Annotated in this window: 22 protein-coding genes and 2 tRNA genes; 8 read left to right on the forward strand and 16 right to left on the reverse strand. The window is 64.6% G+C overall.

Annotation, left to right across the window (positions count from 1 at the left end; translation table 11 throughout):
* Positions 1-363: 363 nt before the first annotated feature.
* Entirely contained in the window at positions 364-2766 is a 2403-nt protein-coding gene (locus tag N2604_RS27265) for an ATP-binding protein (protein ID WP_260371188.1), read from the reverse strand.
* Between the two features lie 332 nt (positions 2767-3098).
* Here N2604_RS27265 and N2604_RS27270 point away from each other — a divergent pair, with 332 nt between their 5' ends.
* Positions 3099-3812 carry an ABC transporter substrate-binding protein gene (locus tag N2604_RS27270; protein ID WP_260371189.1) on the forward strand — a complete coding sequence of 238 codons (714 nt, stop codon included), beginning with the start codon at positions 3099-3101 and terminating at the stop codon, positions 3810-3812.
* An 11-nt stretch (positions 3813-3823) separates the two neighbouring features.
* Here the strand turns inward: N2604_RS27270 and N2604_RS27275 are convergent, their stop codons facing one another.
* Both N2604_RS27275 and N2604_RS27280 read right to left on the reverse strand, forming a co-directional pair.
* Positions 3824-4027 (reverse strand): hypothetical protein, encoded by a 204-nt coding sequence (locus N2604_RS27275; protein ID WP_260371190.1) that lies wholly within the window; start codon positions 4025-4027, stop codon positions 3824-3826.
* A 26-nt stretch (positions 4028-4053) separates the two neighbouring features.
* A complete protein-coding gene (locus N2604_RS27280; RefSeq protein WP_260371191.1) occupies positions 4054-4239 on the reverse strand; it encodes a hypothetical protein in 186 nt (61 codons plus the stop codon).
* 198 nt (positions 4240-4437) lie between these two features.
* Here N2604_RS27280 and N2604_RS27285 point away from each other — a divergent pair, with 198 nt between their 5' ends.
* Positions 4438-4818, forward strand: a complete 381-nt coding sequence (locus N2604_RS27285) for a YciI family protein (RefSeq protein ID WP_172783148.1) — start codon at positions 4438-4440, stop codon at positions 4816-4818.
* Positions 4819-4917: 99 nt separating this feature from the next.
* Here N2604_RS27285 and N2604_RS27290 read toward each other — a convergent pair whose 3' ends face one another.
* Positions 4918-5508, reverse strand: a complete 591-nt coding sequence (locus N2604_RS27290) for a TMEM175 family protein (protein ID WP_260376315.1) — start codon at positions 5506-5508, stop codon at positions 4918-4920.
* A gap of 124 nt (positions 5509-5632) precedes the next feature.
* Here N2604_RS27290 and N2604_RS27295 point away from each other — a divergent pair, with 124 nt between their 5' ends.
* The gene (locus tag N2604_RS27295; RefSeq protein ID WP_260371192.1) at positions 5633-7690 is read left to right on the forward strand and encodes an ATP-dependent helicase; all 2058 of its coding nucleotides are present in this window, start codon (positions 5633-5635) and stop codon (positions 7688-7690) included.
* 63 nt (positions 7691-7753) lie between these two features.
* Here N2604_RS27295 and N2604_RS27300 read toward each other — a convergent pair whose 3' ends face one another.
* From N2604_RS27300 to N2604_RS27310, 3 genes are read right to left on the reverse strand one after another with little or no spacing between them, the layout of a single operon-like run.
* The gene (locus N2604_RS27300; RefSeq protein ID WP_260371193.1) at positions 7754-9001 is read right to left on the reverse strand and encodes an amidohydrolase family protein; all 1248 of its coding nucleotides are present in this window, start codon (positions 8999-9001) and stop codon (positions 7754-7756) included.
* Positions 9002-9018: 17 nt separating this feature from the next.
* Positions 9019-9522 (reverse strand): GAF domain-containing protein, encoded by a 504-nt coding sequence (locus N2604_RS27305; RefSeq protein ID WP_260371194.1) that lies wholly within the window; start codon positions 9520-9522, stop codon positions 9019-9021.
* Positions 9519-10877, reverse strand: a complete 1359-nt coding sequence (locus tag N2604_RS27310; RefSeq protein WP_260371195.1) for an MFS transporter — start codon at positions 10875-10877, stop codon at positions 9519-9521. Before N2604_RS27310 ends, N2604_RS27305 begins: the two co-directional genes overlap by 4 nt.
* A 112-nt stretch (positions 10878-10989) precedes the next feature.
* On the opposite strand from N2604_RS27310, the gene N2604_RS27315 reads away from it, so the two are divergent.
* Positions 10990-11913 (forward strand): LysR family transcriptional regulator, encoded by a 924-nt coding sequence (locus tag N2604_RS27315; RefSeq protein ID WP_172783141.1) that lies wholly within the window; start codon positions 10990-10992, stop codon positions 11911-11913.
* Positions 11914-12049: 136 nt separating this feature from the next.
* Positions 12050-13081, forward strand: a complete 1032-nt coding sequence (locus tag N2604_RS27320; RefSeq protein WP_260371196.1) for an LLM class flavin-dependent oxidoreductase — start codon at positions 12050-12052, stop codon at positions 13079-13081.
* 126 nt (positions 13082-13207) lie between these two features.
* Here the strand turns inward: N2604_RS27320 and N2604_RS27325 are convergent.
* Positions 13208-13293, reverse strand: a tRNA-Tyr gene (locus tag N2604_RS27325).
* Positions 13294-13500: 207 nt separating this feature from the next.
* On the opposite strand from N2604_RS27325, the gene rlmB reads away from it, so the two are divergent.
* Positions 13501-14334 (forward strand): 23S rRNA (guanosine(2251)-2'-O)-methyltransferase RlmB, encoded by an 834-nt coding sequence (rlmB, locus tag N2604_RS27330; RefSeq protein ID WP_260371197.1) that lies wholly within the window; start codon positions 13501-13503, stop codon positions 14332-14334.
* A 60-nt stretch (positions 14335-14394) separates the two neighbouring features.
* On the opposite strand, the gene N2604_RS27335 is transcribed toward rlmB, so the two are convergent.
* Positions 14395-14892: a hypothetical protein gene (locus N2604_RS27335; protein WP_260371198.1), complete on the reverse strand. Its 498-nt coding sequence runs from the start codon at positions 14890-14892 to the stop codon at positions 14395-14397.
* 41 nt (positions 14893-14933) lie between these two features.
* A complete protein-coding gene (locus N2604_RS27340; RefSeq protein ID WP_260371199.1) occupies positions 14934-15416 on the reverse strand; it encodes a hypothetical protein in 483 nt (160 codons plus the stop codon).
* Between the two features lie 285 nt (positions 15417-15701).
* Between N2604_RS27340 and N2604_RS27345 the strand changes: the two genes are divergently transcribed.
* Both N2604_RS27345 and N2604_RS27350 read left to right on the forward strand, forming a co-directional pair.
* Entirely contained in the window at positions 15702-16151 is a 450-nt protein-coding gene (locus N2604_RS27345) for a hypothetical protein (RefSeq protein WP_260371200.1), read from the forward strand.
* A 167-nt stretch (positions 16152-16318) separates the two neighbouring features.
* A tRNA-Thr gene (locus N2604_RS27350) sits at positions 16319-16393 on the forward strand.
* 278 nt (positions 16394-16671) lie between these two features.
* Here N2604_RS27350 and N2604_RS27355 read toward each other — a convergent pair.
* From N2604_RS27355 to N2604_RS27380, 6 genes are all read right to left on the reverse strand, one after another.
* Positions 16672-17367, reverse strand: coding sequence for an ABC transporter ATP-binding protein (locus N2604_RS27355; RefSeq protein WP_260371201.1), 696 nt, complete (start codon positions 17365-17367; stop codon positions 16672-16674).
* Positions 17367-18119, reverse strand: a complete 753-nt coding sequence (locus N2604_RS27360) for an ABC transporter ATP-binding protein (protein ID WP_260371202.1) — start codon at positions 18117-18119, stop codon at positions 17367-17369. The genes N2604_RS27355 and N2604_RS27360 overlap by 1 nt, the downstream gene beginning before the upstream one ends.
* Positions 18116-19417, reverse strand: coding sequence for a branched-chain amino acid ABC transporter permease (locus tag N2604_RS27365; RefSeq protein WP_260371203.1), 1302 nt, complete (start codon positions 19415-19417; stop codon positions 18116-18118). Before N2604_RS27365 ends, N2604_RS27360 begins: the two co-directional genes overlap by 4 nt.
* Positions 19414-20361: a branched-chain amino acid ABC transporter permease gene (locus N2604_RS27370; protein WP_260371204.1), complete on the reverse strand. Its 948-nt coding sequence runs from the start codon at positions 20359-20361 to the stop codon at positions 19414-19416. Before N2604_RS27370 ends, N2604_RS27365 begins: the two co-directional genes overlap by 4 nt.
* A gap of 70 nt (positions 20362-20431) precedes the next feature.
* The gene (locus tag N2604_RS27375; RefSeq protein ID WP_260371205.1) at positions 20432-21664 is read right to left on the reverse strand and encodes a branched-chain amino acid ABC transporter substrate-binding protein; all 1233 of its coding nucleotides are present in this window, start codon (positions 21662-21664) and stop codon (positions 20432-20434) included.
* A 1024-nt stretch (positions 21665-22688) separates the two neighbouring features.
* Positions 22689-23108 (reverse strand): GFA family protein, encoded by a 420-nt coding sequence (locus N2604_RS27380; protein ID WP_260371206.1) that lies wholly within the window; start codon positions 23106-23108, stop codon positions 22689-22691.
* Positions 23109-23124 lie beyond the last annotated feature (16 nt).

Here is a 23124-nt window from a genome sequence, read left to right on the forward strand (position 1 = left end):
GGGCCTTGCGCAGACGGCTGGTTCCGACTTGGCCACCCCGCCCCTTAACAGCCCGGGGATCGCCGCCTATATTGAAGACTTCCGCAACCAACGAAAGGAGGTGATCCAGTGTCTTATCTCAAGCGCTGTCACCTCGCTGGGATCGCCCGCTAGGCTTTGATTTGGGCTTGGCATCGGGGCGCTCTCAGCCCTGGACCAGCGAGCAAGAAATCGGGCGCGACGGGGCCTCCCCGCCGCGCCTTTTTCGTCTGTCGCTGCTAAAGCGCGATGCGATTAGGATGAATCGTCATCGCGCTTTAGGTTGTTGTTTGAGCATGATCTTTTCGGAAAACCGCTTCACACTTTTCCGGATCATGCGCTAGCTCAGGCGGGCGGCTCGCCGGCCAGCACCTCGCGAATCTTCTGCGACAGCTCCGCCTTCCGGTATGGCTTGAACAGCAGCGCCACGCCGGGATCGAGATGTCCTTCGTGGACGATGGTGTTGTCGGTATAGCCGGAGGTGTAGAGCACCCTCACGCCCGGCCGGCGGAGCCTGACGGCTTCGGCCAATTCATGCCCGTTCATGCCGCCGGGCATGATGATGTCCGTGAACAGGAGATCGAATCTGGCGCCCTGGTCGACCAGCGCCAGCGCGGACGCGCCGTCGCTCGCAGCGAGAGTGCGATAGCCGAGGCCGCCGAGTTGCGCGATGACATAGCCCTGGACCAGCGGATCGTCCTCCACCACGAGTATCGTCTCCTGCCCGCGCGCCGTGGCGGGCGCCTGAACCGGCGGCGTCCTGGCCACCGCCTCGCCCTTTGCCCGCGGCAGGAACAACCGCATCACGGTGCCGCGCCCCTCCTCGCTTTCGATCGCGACGGCGCCGCCGCTCTGGCGGGCGAAGCCGTAGACCATGCTCAGCCCCAGCCCGGTGCCGCGGCCGACCCCCTTGGTGGTGAAGAACGGCTCGAATACGCGCTCGCGGATGTCGGCCGGAATGCCGTGACCGGTGTCGCCGACTGCAACCATCACGAAGGCACCGCGCACACCCTCGCCGGCGGTCCCCGTGCCGTCGAGCTCGCGGTTCGCGGTCTCGAGGGTGAGCTTGCCGCCGCCCGGCATCGCGTCGCGCGCATTGACGGCGAGGTTGACGATCGCGGAGGACAGCTGCGACGGATCCACCATCGCCGACCAGGCCCCGTCGGCGAGCCGCGTCTCGATCTCGATTTGCTCGCCGAGCATCGGCCTGAGCAGCTTCGCGGTCTCGACCACGAGGGCGTTGACGTCGATCTCGCGCGGCTCCAGCGGCTGGCGGCGCGCGAAGGTCAGGAGCTGCGAGGTGATCTCCGCCCCGCGCGCGGCCGCATCGTCGATCAATTGCGCGATCGCGGCCAGCTCGGGCTTGTCCGCAAGCCCCTCCTGGATGATCTCGATCGTGCCGGTGATGACCGTCAGCACGTTGTTGAAATCGTGCGCCACGCCGCCGGTGAGCTGGCCGATCGCGTCCATCTTCTGCGATTGACGCAGCCGCTCCTCGGTCTCGTGCTGCTTGGTGAGGTCGGTCGCGGAGCCGCGATAACCCATGAAGCGTCCGTCGCTCGCGAAGACCGGCTGGCCGTTGACGCTGAAATGATGCACCCGCCCGGCGGCGTCGCGGCCGCGATATTCGAACTTCCGGAACGGCTCATGACGTTCGAGGGTCGCGAGGTGCGCGCGCCATTTTCCCGGCTCGGCATCGTGATCGAACGCGGCGTCGGTGCGACGCTTGCCGATCAGCGCCCTGTAGTCGATGCCGAAGGCACCAGCCCGCTCCGATATGTAGGTGAAGCGATGATCCGGTCCGGTTTCCCAGAACCAGTCGGACGCGGTCTCGGCATAGTCGCGGAAACGTTCTTCGCTCGCCCGGGCGTCCTCTTCAGCGCGCCGGCGGATGCTCAGGTCGCGCTCGAGATTTGCATTGGCCTCGCGCAGCTCGCCATAGGCCTGCTGGAGGTTCGCGCACATCGCGTTGAAGGCCTCGATCACCTTGTCCAGCTCGTCGGGGTCGTAAGGCGGCCGGCGCTCCAGACGTAAAGGCGGCGGCGGCCGCGCCAGGTTATACTTGCTGACGAACTCGGCGATGGCCACCAGATGCCGCGTCACCAGCAGATGGAACATGTAGATGATGAACAGCGAGACGAGGAAGGTCTTCGCGGCCTGGCTCGCCAGAATGACCAGGGCCCGGTTCAGCAATTGCTGATAGACCTCGCTCAGCGTGGCCTCGACGTGAAGCACGCCGATTGGGCGAGCGGTCCCCTGGACGATGGTGTTCAAGGGATAGTCGCGCGTGACGATCGAACGCGTGCCCGGCTCGCCGACCGCGATGCGGATCGGATTGGGACGGTCGGCAATCTCGCGCACCTCGGCGGCGCGGATATCGGGCAGCCGCAGGATACCTTCGAGCTGGAGCTTGAGCTGGTTCTGGTCGAGATTCCACAGGCTTTCGCCGAGACTGCCGGTCGTGCTGCGGCCGATCTCGTCGAGCCGCGTCTCGATGAGAGCGACCTCGCGATCGTAGTCGAGATAGAGCTGGAGCGCGGTCAGCGTCAGCGTCACGGCCGAAGAGAACAGCAGCACGGCCGCGAGCAGCCGCGGCCCGACGCCGCTGCGCGACCAGTTGAAGAGTCGTGCCGGCAGCGATGCGAGCATCGAAGGCGCAAGCGCGTCGATGTCGGTCAGACCCGGCTTCGCCGCCATCGGCGCGATGGCACGGCTGCGCTTGGCGTCCTCGTCACCTGCGTTGGCCATGCACCATGTCCCCGAAATGGCGGCTCGCTGCTCCGGTCGAGCGATTGCAGTCCGAGCAATCCATGGGTTGAGACGCCCGTCTCGTCACCGATGCAAGCGACATCCCCTCGGCCCGCGAGCGTGAGGTCGGCAAGTCACCTCTTCCGCCCCGCAGCAGGACTCCTGGGCAAACTACCACTGCCCGTGCTAGAATGACATCGGTGAAAGTCCGGTATGGCTCGCGTAACGCGCGGGCAATGATCGTTGCGGCCGGCGTGCAGGCGCCAACTTGCGGTGGATCGCGCCGGCATTCGAATCCTGAGGTAGCGATGCACGGCCGAAGGAGACGCCTGATGTGGCGGCTAGCCGTCGCCTGCCTGTCGCTGCTCGCCGCCGCCCCTGCGTTGGCGCAAGACACGATCCGGCTGGCGCGCATCGCCGACATCCCCGATCAATATGTTGGCGGCGAGATGCTGCGGGCCGTCTACGCCAAGCTGAACATCAGGCTGGAGTTCGAGGACGTGCCTGGCAAGCGCGCGCTCGCATTGTCGAGCGCCGGCGAGGTCGACGGCGAGATCCAGCGGATCGGTACGCTCTCGCGCGACTACCCCACGCTGGTCCAGGTCACGCCGGCGATCAACTACATCGAGCCGGCGGTGTTCGCGACCAAGCTCCGGTTCGAGGTCGCAGGTTGGGATTCGATCAAGGACTACAGCATCGGCATCGTCCGCGGCGTCGGCTCCTCGGAAGCCGGCACACGCGGCATGGCCCGCGTCACGGCGACCACAAGCCTCGAGAACTTGGTCAGGATGCTCGACGCCGACCGTTTCGACGTGATGGTCACCGACCTCTTCAGCGGGCTCGTCGCGGTGAGGAAACTCAATCTGCAGGCCAGGATCTACCCGCTCTCACCGCCGCTCGAGCGCATCCACATCTACCACCACCTGCATGAACGCCATCGCGATCTGGTGCCTGAGGTTGGCAAGGTCATCGCTCAGATGCAGGCGAGCGGCGAGCTCGCGGCACTGCGCGCGGCCTTGGTCAAGCAGGTCTTGAGCGGGCAATGACGAGTGCTGCGTCAGCCGGCGCGAAGCCGCTCGCGCAGCGCGACGGCGGCGATCAGCATGCCGACGCACCAGGCCACGACCGCGCGGTGCGGCTCCGCGCCGAGCAGCACCGTGAACAGGCTCGTCAGAAGGCACGGGACGATGGCCTTGCACGTCCGGCTCATCAGCGCGAGCAGGAACGGCATCGCCGCAATTGATATCTGCAGGACGTCCATTTGAACGCCGGTCTTGCCGGGAGGCTTCAGAAGCCGAAGATGCTGAACGCGCGCCGCCGTTTGCCGCGCCGGCTCTCGACGATCCGCTCGCCGCCATTCTCGGCCGAGCTGCCGTAATAGCGGTGATGGCCGGCCTGATCGTGCAGATCGGCCGGCTCCGACTGTCCAGCCCGCCGCGCGTCGCAGATGATCTTGATGGTTTGACCCGACATTGCCGCCTCCAGCAAAAGCTTGTTGTTCGTGGTTCATCAGTCGCGGCCCGTTCCGGCGGCGTTCACATCGCAAGGGTCGCAATCGGGTTTCAGGACGGTTTCGCCGCTTGCCGGCCACGCAATATTTTGCTTGGGGATTGTCGGCAGGGGCTGCAGTGCCGCGTCCTTGGGACTTGCGCAGAAAAGAAAGAGGTGACGATGCTGTACGCCATCCTGGCCTATCACGTGGAAGACGAAGTGCTGTCCTGGACGCCGGAGCAGGACGCCGCGGTCGTCGCCAAAGTCATCGAGGTTCAGGCGCCGCTGCGGGCCAGCGGCCAGTTTGGACCGGCGGCCCGGCTGGATGAGACCCGGAAGGCCCGCACCTTGCGTGGCCCCGGCGCGGGAATGGTGCTGGACGGGCCGTTTGCCGAGACCAAGGAGCAGCTTCTGGGCTTCCATTTGATGCAATGCGCCACCGAGGAGGAGGCGATCGCAGCGGCGCGGAAGCTGCGTGCGGTCAATCCGACGGCTGTGTACGAGATCCGCCCGGTCAAGCTTTACGTGCCGGCCGATGGGTTCGGCGCGACATCCGGCTGAGTCCCGCGATGCGATCAAGATGAATCGTCATCGCGCTTTAGGTTGTTGTTTGAGCATGATCTTTTCGGAAAACCGCTACCCACTTTTCCGGATCATGCTCTAGGCGCCCGGCCCCGTTCGCTTGGGAAGGAAGCGCTGGATCACGATGCCGCCGAAAGCGATGAACCACAGGAAGGGTGCGACCTGCGGCGCAAACGCCGCAACGATCGTGCCCGGGATGAACACCAGCAGCGGAAACAGCGAGGCCATGATCTCGTTGCGCCAGCCGCCCAGGATCGTCCACCACAGCCAGGCGTTGAGGCCAGCGATCGCGGTCAGATGCAAGCCGTAGAGCACGGCGACGGCGTTGCTCATGCCGTAATTGGTGTAGAGGCCGTTGGTGACCGGCAGCAGCACGATCGAGAGCAGGAAGAACAGATTGAGGATCACGTCGCCGCGGCTGCCGATCGGCTGGCGTGCCAGCCGGCGGTGGTGGCTGATCCAGAACACGCCGGCAATGATGAAGCTCAGCGCCAGCCCGGCCAGCTTGCCGGAATAGACCTGGGCGAGCTCGCTCCAGCCAGGGGCGCTGGCGAACACCGCCGCCTTCGGCAGGTCGTAGGCCAGCAGTGTCATGGCGACGCCGAAAATGGTGTTGCTGAGCGATTCCAGCCGCCGCATCTCGAACTGGTCGGGCTTGAGCTCGGTCATCTCGGTCATGGGGGTGCTGGAACCAAAGGGGCCTCTTCCCCCTAAATCCTAATTCCAGTTCCGTCCAGCCGCATTGCGATTCGCGCCGGGATCGCCGAGTCTCATCCTTTCACCGGGGCGATTCGTGGCGACATATCTGGACACGCTCAATGCGGAGCAGCGCCGCGCCGTCGAGCATGGCGTGGCCGAGGGCTCGACTGTGGGCGGCCCCCTGCTCGTCATCGCCGGTGCCGGCTCCGGCAAGACCAACACGCTGGCCCACCGGGTCGCCCATCTGATCGTCGCAGGCGCCGATCCCCGCCGCATCCTGCTGATGACGTTCTCCCGCCGCGCCGCCGCGGAGATGGCCGGTCGGGTCGAGCGCATCGCCCGCAAGGTGCTGGGCGAGAACAACGCCGCGATCATGCGCGATGCGCTGACCTGGGCCGGCACCTTCCACGGCATCGGCGCGCGGCTCCTGCGCGAATATGCCGAGCGGATCGGCGTCGATCCCGCCTTCACCATCCATGACCGGGAGGATTCGGCCGACCTGATGAATCTGGTCCGGCACGAGCGCGGATTGTCGAAGACGGAAACCCGCTTTCCTGCCAAGGGCACCTGCCTGTCGATCTATTCCCGCTGCGTCAATGCCGAGATGGAGATCGAGAAGGTGCTCGGCCAGCACTATCCCTGGTGCGCAGGCTGGGCCGCCGAGCTGAAGGGCCTGTTCGCCGCCTATGTCGAGGCCAAGCAGACCCAGCACGTGCTCGATTACGACGATTTGCTGCTGTACTGGTCGCAGATGATGAGCGATGCGCTGATCGCTGAGGAGATCGGCGGCCGCTTCGATCACGTGCTGGTCGACGAATATCAGGACACCAACCGCCTGCAATCCTCGATCCTGCTGGCGCTCAAGCCCGACGGACGCGGCCTCACCGTGGTCGGCGACGACGCGCAGTCGATCTATTCGTTCCGCGCCGCCACGGTGCGCAACATCCTGGACTTTCCGCAAAGCTTCTCGCCGCGCGCGGAGATGATCACGCTCGACCGCAACTATCGCTCGACGCAAGCGGTGCTGTCGGCGGCGAACGGCGTCATCGGCCTCGCCCGCGAGCGCTTCACAAAAAATCTCTGGACCGACCGCACCTCGGGCAGCAAGCCGCAGCTCGTCACCGTGCACGACGAGGCCGACCAGGCGCGCTACATCGTCGAGGCGGTGCTGGCGAACCGCGAGCAAGGCGCGCTGCTCAAGCACCAGGCGGTGCTGTTCCGCACCTCCTCGCATTCGGGTCCGCTCGAGATCGAGCTGACCCGCCGCAACATCCCCTTCGTCAAGTTCGGCGGGCTGAAATTCCTCGATGCCGCGCACGTCAAGGACGTGCTGGCGCTGTTGCGCTTCGCCGAGAATCCGCGCGACCGCGTCGCCGGCTTTCGCATCCTGCATCTGCTACCGGGCATTGGGCCTGCGACCGCACAACGCGTGCTCGACCAGATGGCGGAGAGCACGGACCCGCTTGCCGCGCTCGGCCGGCTGCCGGGGCCCGCGCGCACCGGCGAGGACTGGACCGACTTCGTCCGCACGGTGGAAAATTTGCGCTATTCGGAATGGCCGATCGATCTCGAGCGCGTGCGGCTCTGGTATGAGCCGCATCTCGATCGCATCCATGAAGATGCCGAGACGCGCCGCGCCGATCTGATGCAGCTCGAGCAGATCGCGAGCGGCTATGCCTCGCGCGAGAAGTTTTTGACCGAGCTCACGCTCGATCCGCCGGATGCGACCAGCGACAAATCCGGTCCACCCTTGCGCGACGAGGATTATCTCATCCTCTCCACCATTCATTCCGCCAAGGGCCAGGAATGGAAGTCGGTGTTCGTGCTCAACGTCGTCGACGGCTGCATGCCGTCCGATCTCGGCGCCGGCACCAGCGCCGAACTCGAGGAGGAGCGCCGCCTGCTCTATGTCGCCATGACCCGCGCCAAGGACGACCTCCATCTCGTCGTTCCGCAGCGCTTCTTCGTCCACGGCCAGGCCGCCAAGGGCGACCGCCACGTCTACGCCTCGCGCACCCGCTTCATCCCGGAATCCCTGGTCTACCTGTTCGAGCGCACCGCCTGGCCAAAAACCACAGCCGGTGCCGCGCGCACCGCGGCGCAGGGGCCGAAGATCGACATCGGGGCCAAGATGCGCGGGATGTGGCGGTAGTTGGCGCCTTGTTTTGACGCGTTTTCTTTACGCGAACCGGTATCCACTTCGCTCGAAAACGCTTTAGGCATTCAGCCTGTCGAACTGCACCTTGCCCGCCTTCATCACCAGCGGAATGTGCTCGCCCTGACCGAGCAGACAGGCAACATCGCGCAGCGGGTTGCCGTCGATCACCAGCAGGTCCGCGAGAGCCTCCGGCACGATGCGGCCAAGCTTGCCCTCCATGCCGAGCACCTCTGCGCCAATCAATGTCGCGCTGGCGATGACGGCGCGCGGGCCGAGAATCTCGGCGCGGATGCAAAATTCGTCGCTCTGCAGGCGCTGCGACGGCCCGAGCAGATCGCTGCCGAACCCCATCTTCACACCGGCATCGCGATAGATCGCGAGCGAGCGCAGGCCGGCGTCGCGGACATCGGCGATCTTGGCCACACTCTCCGGCGGCAGGCCATATTGCGCACCCTCGTTGGCCAGCGCCTCGTAAGTGACGAGCGTCGGCACCACATAGGCGCCCCTCTCGGCCATCAGCCGCGCGGTCGGCGCATCCACCAGATTGCCGTGCTCGATGGTACGCACGCCGCAGCGGACCGCGCGTTCGATGGCCGCAGCGGTATAGGCGTGCGCGAGCACATAGGTCTGGCGCCCACGCGCCTCCTCGACGATGGCGCGGATCTCGTCCTCGGAGTAGCCGAAGGCGCCGACCGGATCGGTCGGCGAGGCGACGCCGCCGGAGGCCATGATCTTGATCTGATCGGCACCCATCTGCAGCTCCTCGCGCGCCGCCTTGCGCACGCCGTCGACGCCGTCGGCGACGCGCGCCAGCGCGCCGACCCGCACGCAGCACGGACATGGCGCGTCGCTGGCGAGGTAATCGGAACGTGCCCGCATGTCGCCGTGGCCGCCGGTCTGGCTGAGCGCGCGGCCGGAGACGAACAGCCGCGGCCCGTCGGTGAGACCGGTCTCGATCGCCTGCTTCAGCGCATGGCCGGCACCGCCGGCATCGCGCACCGTAGTGAAGCCACGCCGCAGCATGCCGCGCAGGAGCAGCGTCGAGCGCAGCGTCACCAGCACGTTCGGCATGTGCACCTGCTGCGCCAGGTTGAGCTCGACGGCGATCGCGTGAACATGAAGATCGATCAGCCCGGGCATCAGCGTCTTACCTTTGAGATCGATGGTGCGATCGGCGGTGGCCTGGAGCGGACGGTCGGAGACCTCCTTGATCACATTGTCCTCGACCAGCACGTGCCGTCCCTCCAGCAAGTCCGGCTGGAGCGGGTCGAGCAGAGCGGCGTTCTTGAAGAGGATGCTGGTCATGATCGTTTCCTGTCAGGTCAGGACGAAGTCGCTGTCAGCAGCGCGGGCAGCGCGAGCTGTGCAAATGGAAGGCACGCGGCGGCATCGTCCTCGCCGTACCAGCCCGCCTCGTGAAGCAGATTGAGCGAGCCGAGCGTGCGGCCACGCCAGCGCACGGGCATGTTGAGCACGCTCTCGCAGCCCAGGGAAGCGATCAGTTCGTGATCGGAGAACACGGTGCGCAGATCATCCCGCGTATAGCCGATATAGGCCTCGCCGCGGTCCAGCACGGCCTCGGTCCAAGGGCCCGGTGCGAGACGCTTGCGTCCGCCGGTCGGGTATAGACCGGGCAGATTGGAGTAGAGGCGCGCCAGTTCGCTGGTCGCCTCGTCATAGGTGAGGACCGTGAACAGCTTGTGGCCGATCGCCGAGTTCAAACCTTGATCGAGCGCCGCGAACAGCGCATCCGGCTGGTCCACCCTGCCCTGCGCCGCCGCGACGGCGCAGAGCCAAGGATCGGCATGCAGCTTCGGCCGCGTCATGCCACCTCGCCCGCCGCGATCTCCTCCAGCGAACGGCCGCGGGTCGGCACGCCCATCAGGACGACGGTGACAGCCCCGAGCAGCAGCACGGTGGTGGTGACGCCGAACACGCCGGCGAAGCCGAAGTTCGGATAGAGATAACCGACCAGGATCGGCGAGACGATCGCGCCGATGCGACCGATCGCCGACGCAAGGCCTGCGCCCGTGGTCCTGACCGGCGTCGGGAACACCTCGGCGGTATAGGCATAGACGCCTGCATAGGTGCCGTTCATGAACAGCGACAGGAAGATTCCCGCCGCCATGATCTGCTGGTCGCTCTGCGCGAAGGCGAGACCGAGCGCGCTGATGCCGCCGAGCACCATGTACGTCGCGATCGTCGCCTGCCGGCCAATGCGCTCGTTGAAATACGCGGCGCTGAAATAGCCGGGGATCTGCGCGCAATAGATCGCGATCGAATAGGCGAAGCTCTTGGTGATGCTCATGCCGTTCTGGACCAGGAGGCCGGGGATCCAGACGAAGAAGGAATAATAGCTGAAGGTGATCGCCAGCCACATGATCCAGGTCATGATGGTAATGCGCGCCTGCCGGCCCGCGAGCAACGCCGCGAAATTGGCGAGCAGCGTTCCGCCCGCCCCCGTCGGCACTGCTGCTTCGACCACCGGCTGCGGCAGGACGTGGCCTTCGCGCGCAAAGCCCGCCTCGATCCTGTCCAGCAGGGCTTCGGCTTCCTTGCCCCTGCCCCGGCTTTCGAGCCAGCGCGGCGATTCCGGCAGCGACTTGCGCCACCACAGCAGCATGACGACCGGAACCGCGGTGATAACCAGCACGATACGCCAGCCGTTGTCGGAAGTGGGCACGATGAAGTAGCCGAGCAAGGCCGCAGCAACGAAACCGAAGGAGAAGAAGCCGGCGAGGGCTCCGGTGAAGGCGCCGCGATAGCGCCGCGCCACGAACTCCGCGAGATAAGGCGCGATGATTGCGCTCTCCGCGCCGGTGCCCATGCCGGCCACGACGCGCGCCGCGAAGAAGGACGGCCATGTGTCGACCATCGCGCTCACGATCGAGGCCGCGCAATACAGCGCCAGCGCCGACATCATCACCGCACGGCGACCGATCAGGTCGCCCAGCGTACCCGCCAGCAACGCGCCGAACAGGAAGCCGATATAGGTGCTGCTGCCGAGCACACCGATCTGCACGCTCGTCAGGTTCCATGCCGTGCGCAGCACCGGCAGGATGAAGGCCAGCACCGCCGCGTCCATCGCGTCGAACATGTAGCCGAGCCCGCCCATCAGCAGCAGGTGCGTGTGGAAGCGTGCGAACGGAAGGCGCTCGATGCGCGCCGAAATCATCGACATGAAAGTCCCCCTCTGATGTCACGGGCCCGGCGCGCCGCTCGGGAGGGAACCATAGACAAAGCGACATTATCGTCATAATTTATAATCATGATCTGATATATCACTATGGTGAATGTCTGTGTCGTTCCGCGCGCTCGACCTCAACCTCCTGAAAGTGTTCGAGGCGCTGATGACCGAGGGCAGCGTCACGCGCGCCGCGAATGCGTTGCGAATGACCCAGCCCGCGGTCAGCAATGCGCTTGCGCGGCTGCGCGACGCGCTCGGGGATCCCCTGTTCGTGCGCGCCGGCACCGGCATTCGCCCGACCCAGCGCGCCGTGGTGCTGTGGGAGCCGATCGGCGAGGCACTGGAAAGCGTGCGCGGTGCACTCGACGAGCAGGTGTTCGATCCTGCACGTGCACAGACCGAATTCAGCCTGTCGATGTCGGACTATGTTTCCTCGCTGGTGATGCCGAACCTGCTCGACCATCTCGGCAAGGTTGCGCCGAAATCGCGCGTCCACACCGTGCCCAATACCGTTGTCGAGATCGCCGACCAGCTCGAGGACAACAGAGTGGACTGCGTGCTCAGCGTCTATGTCAACGAGGCGCAGCAACCGGCCGCGATCCGCTCGCGCTCGCTGTGGACGGTCGACTATGCCTGCTTCATGCGACGCGGCCATCCGCTCGCCGCCCAGAAACGGCTGAGCACGCGGACCTTCCTGAACGCGGGTCATGTCGACGTCAGCCTCGCCGGCAAGACCATGCCGTCCTACGACCTCTTCCTCGCCTCGCGCGGGCTGTCGCGCAATCTGGTCGCCACCGTCAATCACTACAGCGCCGCCTACGAGGTCGTGCGGCAATCCGACCTGATCGCCGTGCTGCCGAGCGACCTGCGCTCGCAATCAAGGCATGCACCGCTTCTGCACGCCATGCCGCTTCCCCTCAAAGCGCCGCCGCGCATCGTCAGCCTGTTCTGGCACCAGCGCAACGACACCGTGCCGGCGCAGCGCTGGCTGCGCGAAACCCTGGTCGAGATGTTCGCCAGGTCCGACTGAGCCCCTAGGTTCGATGAAGAATCGGAAACGATGCCTTTCCCGGATCAGCATTGTCGGAGCAGCTCCCCCGCCCTAGCTGCACGGCAAGTATTTCCCTCCCATGGCGGGCCTGTCGCACCCCGCAGAGACCTCATCGATGACCGCAACGCTCGAATTCGGACTGGACACCTTTGGCGACGTCACCAGGGGCGGCTCCGGTGCCATGCTTCCGCATGCGCAGGTGATCCGCAACGTCGTCGACGAAGCGGTGCTGGCCGACGAGCTCGGCCTCGACTTCATCGGACTCGGCGAGCATCACCGCGCCGATTTCGCGATCTCCTCGCCTGAAACCGTGCTCGCGGCGATCGCATCGCGGACCACGCGCATCCATCTCGGCTCGGCCGTGACGGTGTTGTCTTCGGATGATCCCATCCGCGTGTTCCAGCGCTTTGCCACGCTGGATGCGGTCTCGAACGGACGCGCCGAGGTGATCCTCGGCCGCGGCTCGTTCACCGAATCCTTCCCGCTGTTCGGCTTCGACCTGCGCAAATATGAAGAGCTGTTCGAGGAGAAGCTCGATTTGTTCGCCGCGCTGTTGTCGCAGCAGCCGGTGACCTGGCAAGGCAAGCTGCGCCCGCCGCTGAAGGAGCAACTGGTCTATCCGCCGGTCGAGAACGGCACGCTGAAAACCTGGATCGGCGTCGGCGGCAGTCCGCAATCGGTGGTGCGCGCCGCGCATTACGATTTGCCCCTGATGCTCGCGATCATCGGCGGCGATCCGAAGCGCTTTGCGCCCTATGTCGAGCTCTATCATCGCGCGTTCAGGGAGTTCGGCCGCCCGGCCCAGCCGATCGGCGTGCATTCGCCGGGCTATGTCGCCGAGACGGATGCGCAGGCGCGCGAGGAGCTGTGGCCCGATTACAAGGCGATGCGCGACCGCATCGGCAAGGAACGCGGCTGGCCACCGATGGGACGCGACGAGTTCGTCCATGAGGCCGAGCACGGCTCGCTCTATGTCGGCGCGCCGGAAACGGTCGCGCGGAAGATCGCGAAGACCGCAAAGGCGCTCGGCATTTCGCGGTTTCAGTTGAAGTATTCGGCGGGCCCATTGCCGCATGACAAGCTGATGCGGAGCATCGAGCTTTATGGGCGGAAGGTGGTGCGGCTGGTGCGGGAGATGATGGAGTAGCGTGCTTTTGAAACCGTCTCGGTCCGCCTACGCCCTGCGGGCTACGGCGTGACAGCCTTCGCTCACTTCGCGCTACGAGCACTTATGCGGGCTTGCCTAGCCGTAGCTCGCGAAGCGAGCGAAGGCTGGTGGGGGAGGCAGGACTCGAACCTGCGAAGCCATGAGGCGGCTGATTTACAGTCAGCTCCCTTTGCCACTCGGGACACTCCCCCGCTCGACGGCAGCACAATCGGGCCGGACCTTGCCGGCGGACCGAAGACGGCCATGGAACGTGAAGGCCGCGACAACCCGGATCGGGGCGCGACCGGGCGCGTTTATGGGCGAAGCGGTGGGGCAAAGTCAACCGAGGCAAGCAGCTAAAATCGCCCTCGCAGGCACCGAAATTGCCATATTCCGGAACCCATGACAGAAGCGAGCCCATGAAGGATCGAAAATTCGGCCCCAAGGGGGCTCGCGGCGGGGCTAAGCCCTTCAACAGGCCCGGAAAATCGGCCGGCCGGCCGGCTTGGCGCGACCGTGATTCGCAAGGCGACGGCCCCGTCATTCTCTATGGCTGGCACACCGTCACCATGGCGCTCGCCAACCCGCGACGACGGATCCGCAAGCTGACACTGACCGAGAACGCCGCAAGGCGCCTTGCGGAAGAGCACATCGAGACCCGGGTGGCGCCCGAGATCGTGCGGCCCCAGGAGATCGACCGGCTGCTGTCGCCCGACGCCGTGCACCAGGGCCTCCTCGCAGAGGCCGACCCCCTGCCCTCGCCCGAGATCGAGACCTTGACGCAGGACGGCATGGTGCTGGTGCTCGACCAGATCACCGATCCCCACAATGTCGGCGCCATCCTGCGCTCGGCCGCCGCGTTCGCGGTGAAGGCGATCGTCACCACCGCGCGCCACAGCCCGGAAGCGACCGGCGTGCTGGCGAAGGCGGCCTCCGGCGCGCTCGAGCTGGTGCCTGTTGTCACCGTGCAAAATCTCGCCCGCGCGCTGACGGCGCTGAACGAGCGCGGCTTCCAGACCGTCGGCCTCGACAGCGAAGGCAGTGAAGATATCAGCGATGTCGCGCTACGCCAGCCGCTTGCTCTCGTGCTGGGCGCCGAAGGCAAAGGCCTCCGGCAATTGACCCGCGAAACCTGCAGCGTCGTGGCGCGGCTCGACATGCCCGGCGAGATCAAGAGCCTCAACGTCTCGAACGCTGCCGTGCTCGCGCTCTATGTCGGCGCGAGCCGGCTCGGGCTGATGAAGCGCAGATAAAACAAAACGCCCGTCCGCATCGCGCGGACAGACGTTTCGTTGGCTCCAACCGATCAGAGATCAGTAATAGCGGCGCAGCACGCGGTGACCGCCATAATAGTACGGCGCGTGGCGGTGGGCGTAGCCGTAGCGGTGAGCATGGCCGTAGTGCACGCGCGGCAGGTAGCCGTAGCGGGGGCCGTAGCCGTAGCGATACGGACGGAAGTACGGGCGGCGATAGGGATAAGCGGCCGGCGGCGCGACCGCAGCGGCGCGATAGCCATAGCCATAGCCATAATTCGCGGGCGCGACGACAGCGTCCTCGCGGTAGGTCGGATACGGCGCGAAAGCGCCCGGACCGGTATAGGTCGGGCCCTGGTTGACGTAATAATACTGCGTGGTCGGCTCGGCGAGACGCTCATAGGCGCCGTAGCCGTATCCGTAGCCGCACCCGGTGTTGCAGCCGGTATAGACCGGCGCCACCGGCGCGCACGTGGTGAAGCCGCAGGCCGCGGCCGGCGCGGTGGCGGCGAACATCACGGCAGCTGCCGCGACCAGTCCCGAAATCATCTGACGCATTATACTCTCCTGTTGATTTCCGTTTTTGGTTGTCACGTTTCTCAACCCGGCGGCCTGCCGGGTATCTCTGTGCGCGGCCGCGGCCGAGGAGGCCGAGCACGGTCGTTGATCTCTGGCGCGTAGATCACCGGCGGCGGATCGACGGGCGGGTCCATCTGCGCCGGCAGCGGCGCGGACGAGGCGCCCCAGCTCTGGTGGTAGCTCTCGGCGGGCTTGGGCAATTTGCGGTTCGCCGGCGGCTCGACCTCGAGCCGGCCGTAGCCCGGCCGCAGGCCCAGCGTCGGATAATAATGGCCGACGTCGTCGGGCTGCCGCTCGGCGATATAGCGTCCACCATAGATCGTGGGCTGCACCTGCTGGCCCTTGCCGAGGCCCCAGGTGCCATCGACGACGGCATAGGACGCGTCGATGTTGTTGATGATTACAGGCACGCCGGGACGGCCGGGAACGACGATCTCGAAGCCGCCGGCCAAGGCCGTCGCAGGCAGTCCGATCAGAAAGGCGGCGAGCGCCACGGCGCGCATGAGGAGACCCCGGTTATCCGGGCGGCAACCTAACCGATCGCGACGCAGAGAGGGTTAAGGCTCAATCACCAAATTCCGGTAAGCCTAACGTGCAAGGATTGCGCGCCGCTCAAATGCTGCACAGCGAGCTAGCGAAGCGTTAACGGCGCGGAACTTCGCCGCTGGAACAGCGCCTGCGTGCTCACATCGGTTTGACGGTTCGCATCCGAAAAATCCCACGGTTGCATCGGAACGTCCTGCGCCGTCGGCGTTTAGCTCCTGTCAACAAAATGGGAGCGAAGAACCATGACCATCAAGCTTCTCGGGGCCACGGCGATCGCAGCGACCATGCTGGCTGGCTCTGCAATGGCGCAGACGGCCGTCAACAATCCGGGCCGCTGCTCGGCGCAATTCCCCAACGCCAATTGCCAGACCTTCGGAGCTGGAAACGTCTCCACCGATAGCGGGTACCGCCATCGCCGCGCGGCCTATCGTCAGACCAACCGCGACTGGAACAGGAGCCCCACCGGCTTCTGGCCGACCGACGTCGCTGCCGGCGTCGCCGGCGCCGCGATCGGCACCGCCGGCGCGATTGCCACCGCCCCATTCCGCGCCTGGGACAATTCCTATGCCTATGACCGCGGCTGGGACAATCGTAGCTGGGACACCCGCACCTATGCCCAGCGCAACGGCTTCGTCTGTACGCCCGGCACTTACTTCAAGGGCGCAGACGGCCGCCGGCACATCTGCCAGTAAGGCGGCTTGAGCCGAACACGACACATCGGGCGGCCCGCGAGGCCGCCCGATTCACTTGCGACGGCAACATCCCGGTTACTGGCACTTTCCAATCAAGTCTGGTATTGCGGCGCGCACGGGTGGACGGCCCCGGCGCGAGCCGAGCTCTGCCCTGCCTCTCAGGCGTCGCCGGCTTAGCTCAGCGGTAGAGCAGCGGTTTTGTAAACCGAAGGTCGGGGGTTCAATCCCCTCAGCCGGCACCAGTGTTTACAATACGTTAGGGCGAAAATGTAGCCCGAACTACCTGGCCATAGCCGGAACGAGGGCCCCTCAGGGCTACAAGGGGCTACTTTGTCCGAACCTTAAGCGATCGATCGCCGGCGATTTAAGCTGAAAAATCGCGCCCAATACAGATCGCAAGCCCCGCGACGTGCATCGGCGATTCCGGCGTTTCGCCGTAGAGGAAGCTGGCGTCGAGAGCCGACAATCTGTCCATCGCGACCTCCGTACTATCAGCGCCGGCTCTTGCTTTCTCCGGCGCCTATACTTCGAGCCATTCCTTCCGCACGGCCGCATTGGCCTTCAGTTCCGCGGGCGCGCCTTCAAAGACGATGCGGCCGTGGCCCATCACATAGACGCGATGCGAGATGCGCATCGCTATCGACAGTTTCTGTTCCACCAGCAGGATGGCGACGCCGCGCCGCGCGATTTCCACGATGAGGTCGCCGACCTGCTGCACGATCAGCGGCGCCAGCCCTTCGGTCGGCTCGTCGATCATGATCAGTTCGGGATCGCCCATCAGGGTACGGCACATCGTCAGCATCTGCTTCTCGCCGCCCGACAGCACGCCGGCCGCCGTATCGGCGCGCGCGGCGAGGTTCGGGAACATCGCGAGCATGTCGTCGAGCTTCCACTTGCCCGGCTTGCGCGGGTCCTTGATGCCAAGCAGCAGGTTTTGCCGCACCGTGAGCCCCGGGAAGATGTCTCGATGCTCCGGCACATAGCCCAGCCCAAGATTGGCGATGCGATAGCTCGGCAGCCCCGCGATATCGGCGCCCTTGAAGCGGATCGTGCCCTGCGGCGGCACTTCGCCCATGATGGCCTTGACCGTGGTGGAACGGCCGACGCCGTTGCGGCCGAGCAGGCTCACCACTTCGCCGGCGGCGATGTTGATGTCGACGCCCTGCAGGATGTGGCTTTTGCCGTAGAAGGCGTGCAGGTCCTTGACCTCGAGCATCAAGCAGCCTCCTCGCCGAGATAGGCTTCCTTGACCTTCGCGTTGGCGCGGATCTCTTCCGGCGTCCCAGTGGCGATGACATGGCCGTAGACCAGCACCGAGATACGGTGGGCAAGGCCGAACACCACGCTCATGTCGTGCTCAACGATCATCAAGGTGCGGCCTTCGGTGAGCCGGCGGATCAGGGTGACCGCCTTCTCGGTCTCGGCATGGCTCATACCGGCGGTGGGTTCATCGAGCAGGATCACGTCGGCGCCGCCGGCGATGGTGATGCCGATCTCAAGCGCGCGCTGCTCGGCATAGGTCAGCAGCCCCGCCGGCACGTCGCGGCGCGACGCGAGGCCAATATCGGACAGTACCTCCGCCGTGCGCTCGCGCACCTCGGGGAGGTTGTCGACGTTCTTCCAGAACGCATAGTGTTGCTTGGCGGTCCACAGCACCGCGCAGCGCAGGTTTTCCCACACGCTCATATTGGCGAAGACGTTGGTAACCTGGAACGAGCGCGACAGGCCGCGGCGGTTGATCTGGTAGGGCGGCAGCCCCGCGATCTCTTCACCGCGCAGTTTCACGGTGCCCGCAGTCGGCTTGATGTAGCCGGAAATCAGGTTGAACGTAGTCGACTTGCCGGCGCCGTTCGGCCCGATCAGCGCATGCCGCTCGCCCTGATTTACCGTCAGGTTCAGGTCGCGGATGATCGAGATGTTGCCAAAGCTCTTCTGGACGTCCTTCAGCTCGATGGCAGGGGTGCTCATGCGTGATACCCTCTGTCGCGTGCCGCGGTCAGCGCCTCGTCCCAGGCCCTTGCGAGCCAGCTCCAGGTCCGCCGCGCCACGATGTAGCCTGCGACGATCAGGAATGCCGCGAGGGTCCAGGTGATCGGGCTAGAGGCATTGAAGCTCATGCCGAACGCCTTGATGTTCGGATCGTCGCCGTGGTTGGTGGTGTAAAACACGATGGTCTCGATCGCGAGTACGATGCCTGCGACCATCGCCAGTGTCGGCACCAGTGCGATCAGGTAATAGGGCAGCACTTTTGGCAGCGTGCCGCCGCGAACCAGCGGCCGGTGCATCATCAGAAGGCCGGTGATGCCACCGGGCGCGAAGGTGACCACCGCGATGAAGAACAAGCCGAAATAGAGCTGCCACACTGAGGTCAGGTCGGAGAGGCTGAGCGACAGCACGGTGACGAAGATGGCGCCCACAATCGGCCCGATGAAATAGCCGACGCCCCCGATATAGGTCGAGAACAGCACCGTGCCCGACTGAACCGCGCCGAGATAGGCGGAGTTTGCGATCTCGAAATTGATCGCGGCGAGCCCGCCGGCGATGCCGGCAAAGAAGCCGGAGAAGCAGAAGGCGAGATAACGCACCACATGCGGGTCGTAGCCGACGAACTGCACCCGCTCCGGATTGTCTCGCACTGCGTTGCACATCCGCCCAAGCGGCGTGCGGGTCAGCGCATACATCGCAATGACGCAGATCAGCGTCCATGCCGCGACGAGATAGTAGATCTGGATCTGCGGCCCAAAGCTCCAGTCGAACAGGCGGAACACTTTTGTGCGGTTCGCAGAGATGCCGGCCTCGCCGCCGAAGAAGGTGCGCAGGATCAGCGCCGACGATGCAATCAGTTCGGCAACGCCGAGCGAGATCATCGCAAAGGCAGTGCCGCTGCGCTGGGTCGAGACCCAGCCGAGCAGGATTGCGAAAAACAGCCCGGTCAGCCCGCCGATCAGCGGCACCAGCGGCAGCGGGATCGGCAGCTTGTTGGCGCCGATGATGTTGATGGCGTGGATGACGAGGAAGCCGCCGAGTCCGTAATAGACGGCGTGGCCGAACGATAGCATCCCGGTCTGGCCGAGCAGGATGTTGTAGGACAGCGAGAAGATGATGGAGATGCCTATCAGGCTGAACGTGGTGAGCGCGCCGCCCGATCCGAAAATCTTAGGCAGCACGATCAGCACCACGGCCGTGGCGATCCACAGGCCGTAGAATTTCAGCTTCTCGCTTAGCGGCGGGTGCGGCGGGGCGACGCTTTGGGTCAAATCGGTCATGTTTCACGCGTGCCCAAGAGGCCCATCGGACGGAAAATCAGGATCAGCACCAGCAGCACATAGGGCATGATCGGCGCGATCTGCGCGATGGTGACGCCCCAGATATCGGAGAGCCAGGTCTGCGCCATGGCAGGGCTGAGCGGTCCGAATGCGCCGGCGAGCGAGCCGTTCATCGAGACCGCAAATGTCTGCACGAGGCCGATCAGCAGTGAGCCGACAAAGGCGCCGGGCAGCGAGCCGAGCCCGCCGACCACCACCACCACAAACAGGATCGGCCCGAGCAGCGCAGCCATGTTGGATTGCGTGACCAGCGCGGGACCTGCGATCACGCCGGCCACCGCAGCGAGCGCGGTGCCTACGCCGAACACCATCATGAAGATGCGCCCGACATTGTGGCCGAGATGGCCGACCATCTGCGGATGGGTCAGGGCGGCCTGCACGATCAAGCCGACGCGCGTCTTCTTCAGCACAAGCAGGAGCCCGATGAAGATCACCACCGACACCAGCAGCATGAACATCTTGTAGGCGGGATAATTGGTCGAGAAGATCGTGAAGGCGGAAAAATCCAGCAGCGGCGGCACGCGGAAATCGACCGGGCTCTTGCCCCAGATGATCTGCACGACTTCCTCAATCACGAAGGCGAGACCAAAGGTGAAGAGCAACTCGGCGACGTGGCCGTTGCGATGCACCCGCCTCAGCCCAAAGCGCTCGACCGCGGCACCGAGCGCACCCGCGAGAATCGGCGCGATGATCAGCGCCGGCCAAAAACCTATCCAGCGGCTGAGCTGGAAGCCGAAGAAGGCACCGAGCATGTAGAAGCTGGCATGCGCGAAGTTCAGCACGCCAAGCATGCTGAAGATTACGGTGAGGCCGCTGGCCATCAGGAACAGCAGCATCCCGAACAGGACGCCGTTCAGCGTGGAAATGACGACGAGCTCAAGCACGACACGCCCCCAAGATGAGCTGGCTTCGCCCCGGTCAAACTTCGGGGCGAAGCATTTCGCGCAAAATCAGTTACTTCGGGCGGTCCATCTTGCAGGTGGTGGGCAGCACGGTCTGGTCGGCCTCGATCTTGGCGGCGAGCTTCCAGCCCCAGCCGGTCTTCTCTTCCTCGAACGGCTCCTTCTCCGTCCGGTCGCCGAACGAGGCGATATACATTGGCTGGAAGAACTGGTGGTCGTCCCTGCGCATGTTGCCCTTGCCGCCGTCATAGACCTCGAACTCCATGCCTTCGAGGGCTGCTGCGACCTTTACCGGATCGAGCGACTTGGCCTTTTCGGCCGCGGCGGCAAACATCCGCATCTGGTTGACCGCGCGCGGATAGAACAGGCTGAAGTCATACTTGGCGCGGATCGCCTTTTCGAAGGTATCGGCCGGCGCATAGCCGAGATTGGGAATGCCCTCGGCTATCTGGAACACCTGATGATTGAGGTTGGCCTGCTTGATCGCAGTCGGCCCGCCGGTGCCGCCGGCATAATAGGTGTACCAGTTGACCTTGAGGCCTGCGTCAGCTGCGGCCTTCAAGAGCAGCGCAAAGTCCTGTCCCCAGTTGCCGGTGATGACGGAGTCGGCGCCGGAGGCCTTGATCTTCGCAATATACGGCGCGAAATCGGTGACCTTCAGCAGCGGGTGCACTTCGTCGCCGACGATCTCGACGTCGGGCCGCTTTGCTTTCAGCATCGTCCTGGCGGTCTTGCGCACGGACTCGCCGAACGAGTAGTCCTGGTTGATCAGATAGAGCTTTTTGACGCTGGATGCGCTCTTCATGTAGTTGGTCAGCGCTTCCATCTTGATGTCGGAATTCGCATCCCAGCGGAAATGCCAGTAGCTGCACTTCTCATTGGTCAGGACCGGATCGACCGCGGCATAGTTGAAGTAGAGCAGCTCCTTGCCGGGATTACGCTCGTTGTACTTGGTGACGAAATCCGTCAGCGCCCCGGCGACGGAGGAACCGTTGCCCTGCGTGATGTAGCGAACGCCGGCGTCGATCGCCTTCTGCGCCTGGATCAGGCTTTCCTGCGGATTGGTCTTGTTGTCGAACGGAACGATCTCGACTTTCTTGCCGAGGATGCCGCCCTTGGCGTTCAGCTCTTCGGCGATGAACTGAAATGTCTTCAGTCCGACTTCGCCGATGCTGGCGCCACCGCCCGAGAGCGGGTCGATGTAGCCGATCTTGACAGTCTCCTGGGCTACCGCGGCTGTGCCGAAGATCGGCAAAAAGGCGGCAACTATCATCCAATGGCGCATCGTCTCTCTCCCTCTCCGTGATTTATCGAAGGCTTATGCGGGTCGTTTCCCGAAAAATCGTCGGAAGACGAGTGCCTTCTGCACGACAAGTGTTGTCCAACGCCGTAAGCCGCGCAAGCGAATAAATCAAGCGGAGGTGTTATGGAGATTGTTCACCACGTAAGCGGCTTTGCACGTGTGGATCTGCCCCAATTCTAAATGCTTGAGGCTGTCCTCCTCCGAGGGGACATATCAGATTTTCGTTGGATGCGAAAGTGCGGGCTTGAGGCAGCACTTTGCCAGTGAAGATACAGGTGTCGAGGTTCAGACTGCCTTCTAGCTACCCTGTTACGGGATCACAGTCAGACGGCCTTGCAGAGATACGCTCTACAGGTCGCGAGTGCCGGCGTGGCAACCAGAGCAATAACTGCAATCACAACAGCGCGCATGAAAACTCCTTTGTTGGGCAACGCTGCAATACTGCACGGGCGGCCCTCTTCTGGCAACCACCGCGTGCACCCTTCCAGCTGTTCAGGGAAAGTCTCAACACACGCACTACTCTCGAAGGAAGGGCGCGGAAACCGAAGCCCCGCGCCGTTCTCAGTGTGACTTTTGCTGCTTCGTCTTGACGGTGTCGCTGTTGCCGGAAGCTCCAATGCACTTTCGACAGCAGGCGACCACGGCCGGCGAGCGGCTCCCATCGGCGGCCACCGCAAGAACGAAATCATCTGTTCGGCGTTATCATCGGACCATAGAGCCGTCTCGCGGAGGTCTAGCGATGGACCCGAATGATCGGGCAGCCTTAGCCCTAGCCGCTGTCGCCTTGGCAATCGCCATCGTGGTTGCTTCGACAGTCACGTTGGAGCGCGTCAATACCCGTACGGCCAGCAACGACGCACCTCCCGGAACGGTAGGACTCGCCAGGCCTCACCCGCCGCTGGACCGAGCCCCCGGTGAACCGATACAGACAACAGGAGCGCCGTCTAATGCCAGGCAGCGTCCCTGACCGAACCACCGACCGCATCCGGCGCTCAATGGCCGCGCCTCAGCCTGAATTCTTCCGCGCGCTGCCCTGTTCGAAGTGCTCGACGGCCGTGTCGCCGATCTCGACCCAGGCATGTTTCGATTGCTCGAACACCGATCTGACGGGCGCCGGGTAATCCGGGTCCGCGATGGCACCGACAGCGACGCCGATCATCGCAGGTAGATTGTCGGCCTTCCAACAGACGGTCGAGCCGCAGTCAGAGCAGAAATAAGAGCGGACCTCGCCCCCGCTTGCGGCGGAACGAACATACTCCTTCGGTGCGCCGGAGATCGTGACGGCTTCAATCGGGTAGAACGCGCCGACACCGAACGGTGCCCCGGTTCGCCGCTGGCAGTCGATGCAATGACAGGCCACGACGAGCCGCGACGGTCTCGGAAGCGACAGCGAAAGCGCGCCGCAGCTGCATCTGGCATCGATCATCGAATCTGATTCCCTC

Origin of the sequence: Bradyrhizobium sp. CB1015 (genome assembly GCF_025200925.1) — a bacterium.
In the GTDB taxonomy this organism is placed as follows: Bacteria; Pseudomonadota; Alphaproteobacteria; order Rhizobiales; family Xanthobacteraceae; genus Bradyrhizobium.

Excerpts from the sequence above, each read along its gene's own strand:
- N2604_RS27265 (WP_260371188.1), bottom strand. The coding sequence starts at position 2,766 with ATGGCCAACGCAGGTGACGAGGACGCCAAGCGCAGCCGTGCCATCGCG.
- N2604_RS27270 (WP_260371189.1), top strand. The coding sequence starts at position 3,099 with ATGTGGCGGCTAGCCGTCGCCTGCCTGTCGCTGCTCGCCGCCGCCCCT.
- N2604_RS27275 (WP_260371190.1), bottom strand. The coding sequence starts at position 4,027 with ATGGACGTCCTGCAGATATCAATTGCGGCGATGCCGTTCCTGCTCGCG.
- N2604_RS27280 (WP_260371191.1), bottom strand. The coding sequence starts at position 4,239 with ATGTCGGGTCAAACCATCAAGATCATCTGCGACGCGCGGCGGGCTGGA.
- N2604_RS27285 (WP_172783148.1), top strand. The coding sequence starts at position 4,438 with ATGCTGTACGCCATCCTGGCCTATCACGTGGAAGACGAAGTGCTGTCC.
- N2604_RS27290 (WP_260376315.1), bottom strand. The coding sequence starts at position 5,508 with ATGACCGAGCTCAAGCCCGACCAGTTCGAGATGCGGCGGCTGGAATCG.
- N2604_RS27300 (WP_260371193.1), bottom strand. The coding sequence starts at position 9,001 with ATGACCAGCATCCTCTTCAAGAACGCCGCTCTGCTCGACCCGCTCCAG.
- N2604_RS27305 (WP_260371194.1), bottom strand. The coding sequence starts at position 9,522 with ATGACGCGGCCGAAGCTGCATGCCGATCCTTGGCTCTGCGCCGTCGCG.
- N2604_RS27310 (WP_260371195.1), bottom strand. The coding sequence starts at position 10,877 with ATGTCGATGATTTCGGCGCGCATCGAGCGCCTTCCGTTCGCACGCTTC.
- N2604_RS27315 (WP_172783141.1), top strand. The coding sequence starts at position 10,990 with ATGTCTGTGTCGTTCCGCGCGCTCGACCTCAACCTCCTGAAAGTGTTC.
- N2604_RS27320 (WP_260371196.1), top strand. The coding sequence starts at position 12,050 with ATGACCGCAACGCTCGAATTCGGACTGGACACCTTTGGCGACGTCACC.
- rlmB (WP_260371197.1), top strand. The coding sequence starts at position 13,501 with ATGAAGGATCGAAAATTCGGCCCCAAGGGGGCTCGCGGCGGGGCTAAG.
- N2604_RS27335 (WP_260371198.1), bottom strand. The coding sequence starts at position 14,892 with ATGCGTCAGATGATTTCGGGACTGGTCGCGGCAGCTGCCGTGATGTTC.
- N2604_RS27340 (WP_260371199.1), bottom strand. The coding sequence starts at position 15,416 with ATGCGCGCCGTGGCGCTCGCCGCCTTTCTGATCGGACTGCCTGCGACG.
- N2604_RS27345 (WP_260371200.1), top strand. The coding sequence starts at position 15,702 with ATGACCATCAAGCTTCTCGGGGCCACGGCGATCGCAGCGACCATGCTG.
- N2604_RS27355 (WP_260371201.1), bottom strand. The coding sequence starts at position 17,367 with ATGCTCGAGGTCAAGGACCTGCACGCCTTCTACGGCAAAAGCCACATC.
- N2604_RS27360 (WP_260371202.1), bottom strand. The coding sequence starts at position 18,119 with ATGAGCACCCCTGCCATCGAGCTGAAGGACGTCCAGAAGAGCTTTGGC.
- N2604_RS27365 (WP_260371203.1), bottom strand. The coding sequence starts at position 19,417 with ATGACCGATTTGACCCAAAGCGTCGCCCCGCCGCACCCGCCGCTAAGC.
- N2604_RS27375 (WP_260371205.1), bottom strand. The coding sequence starts at position 21,664 with ATGCGCCATTGGATGATAGTTGCCGCCTTTTTGCCGATCTTCGGCACA.
- N2604_RS27380 (WP_260371206.1), bottom strand. The coding sequence starts at position 23,108 with ATGATCGATGCCAGATGCAGCTGCGGCGCGCTTTCGCTGTCGCTTCCG.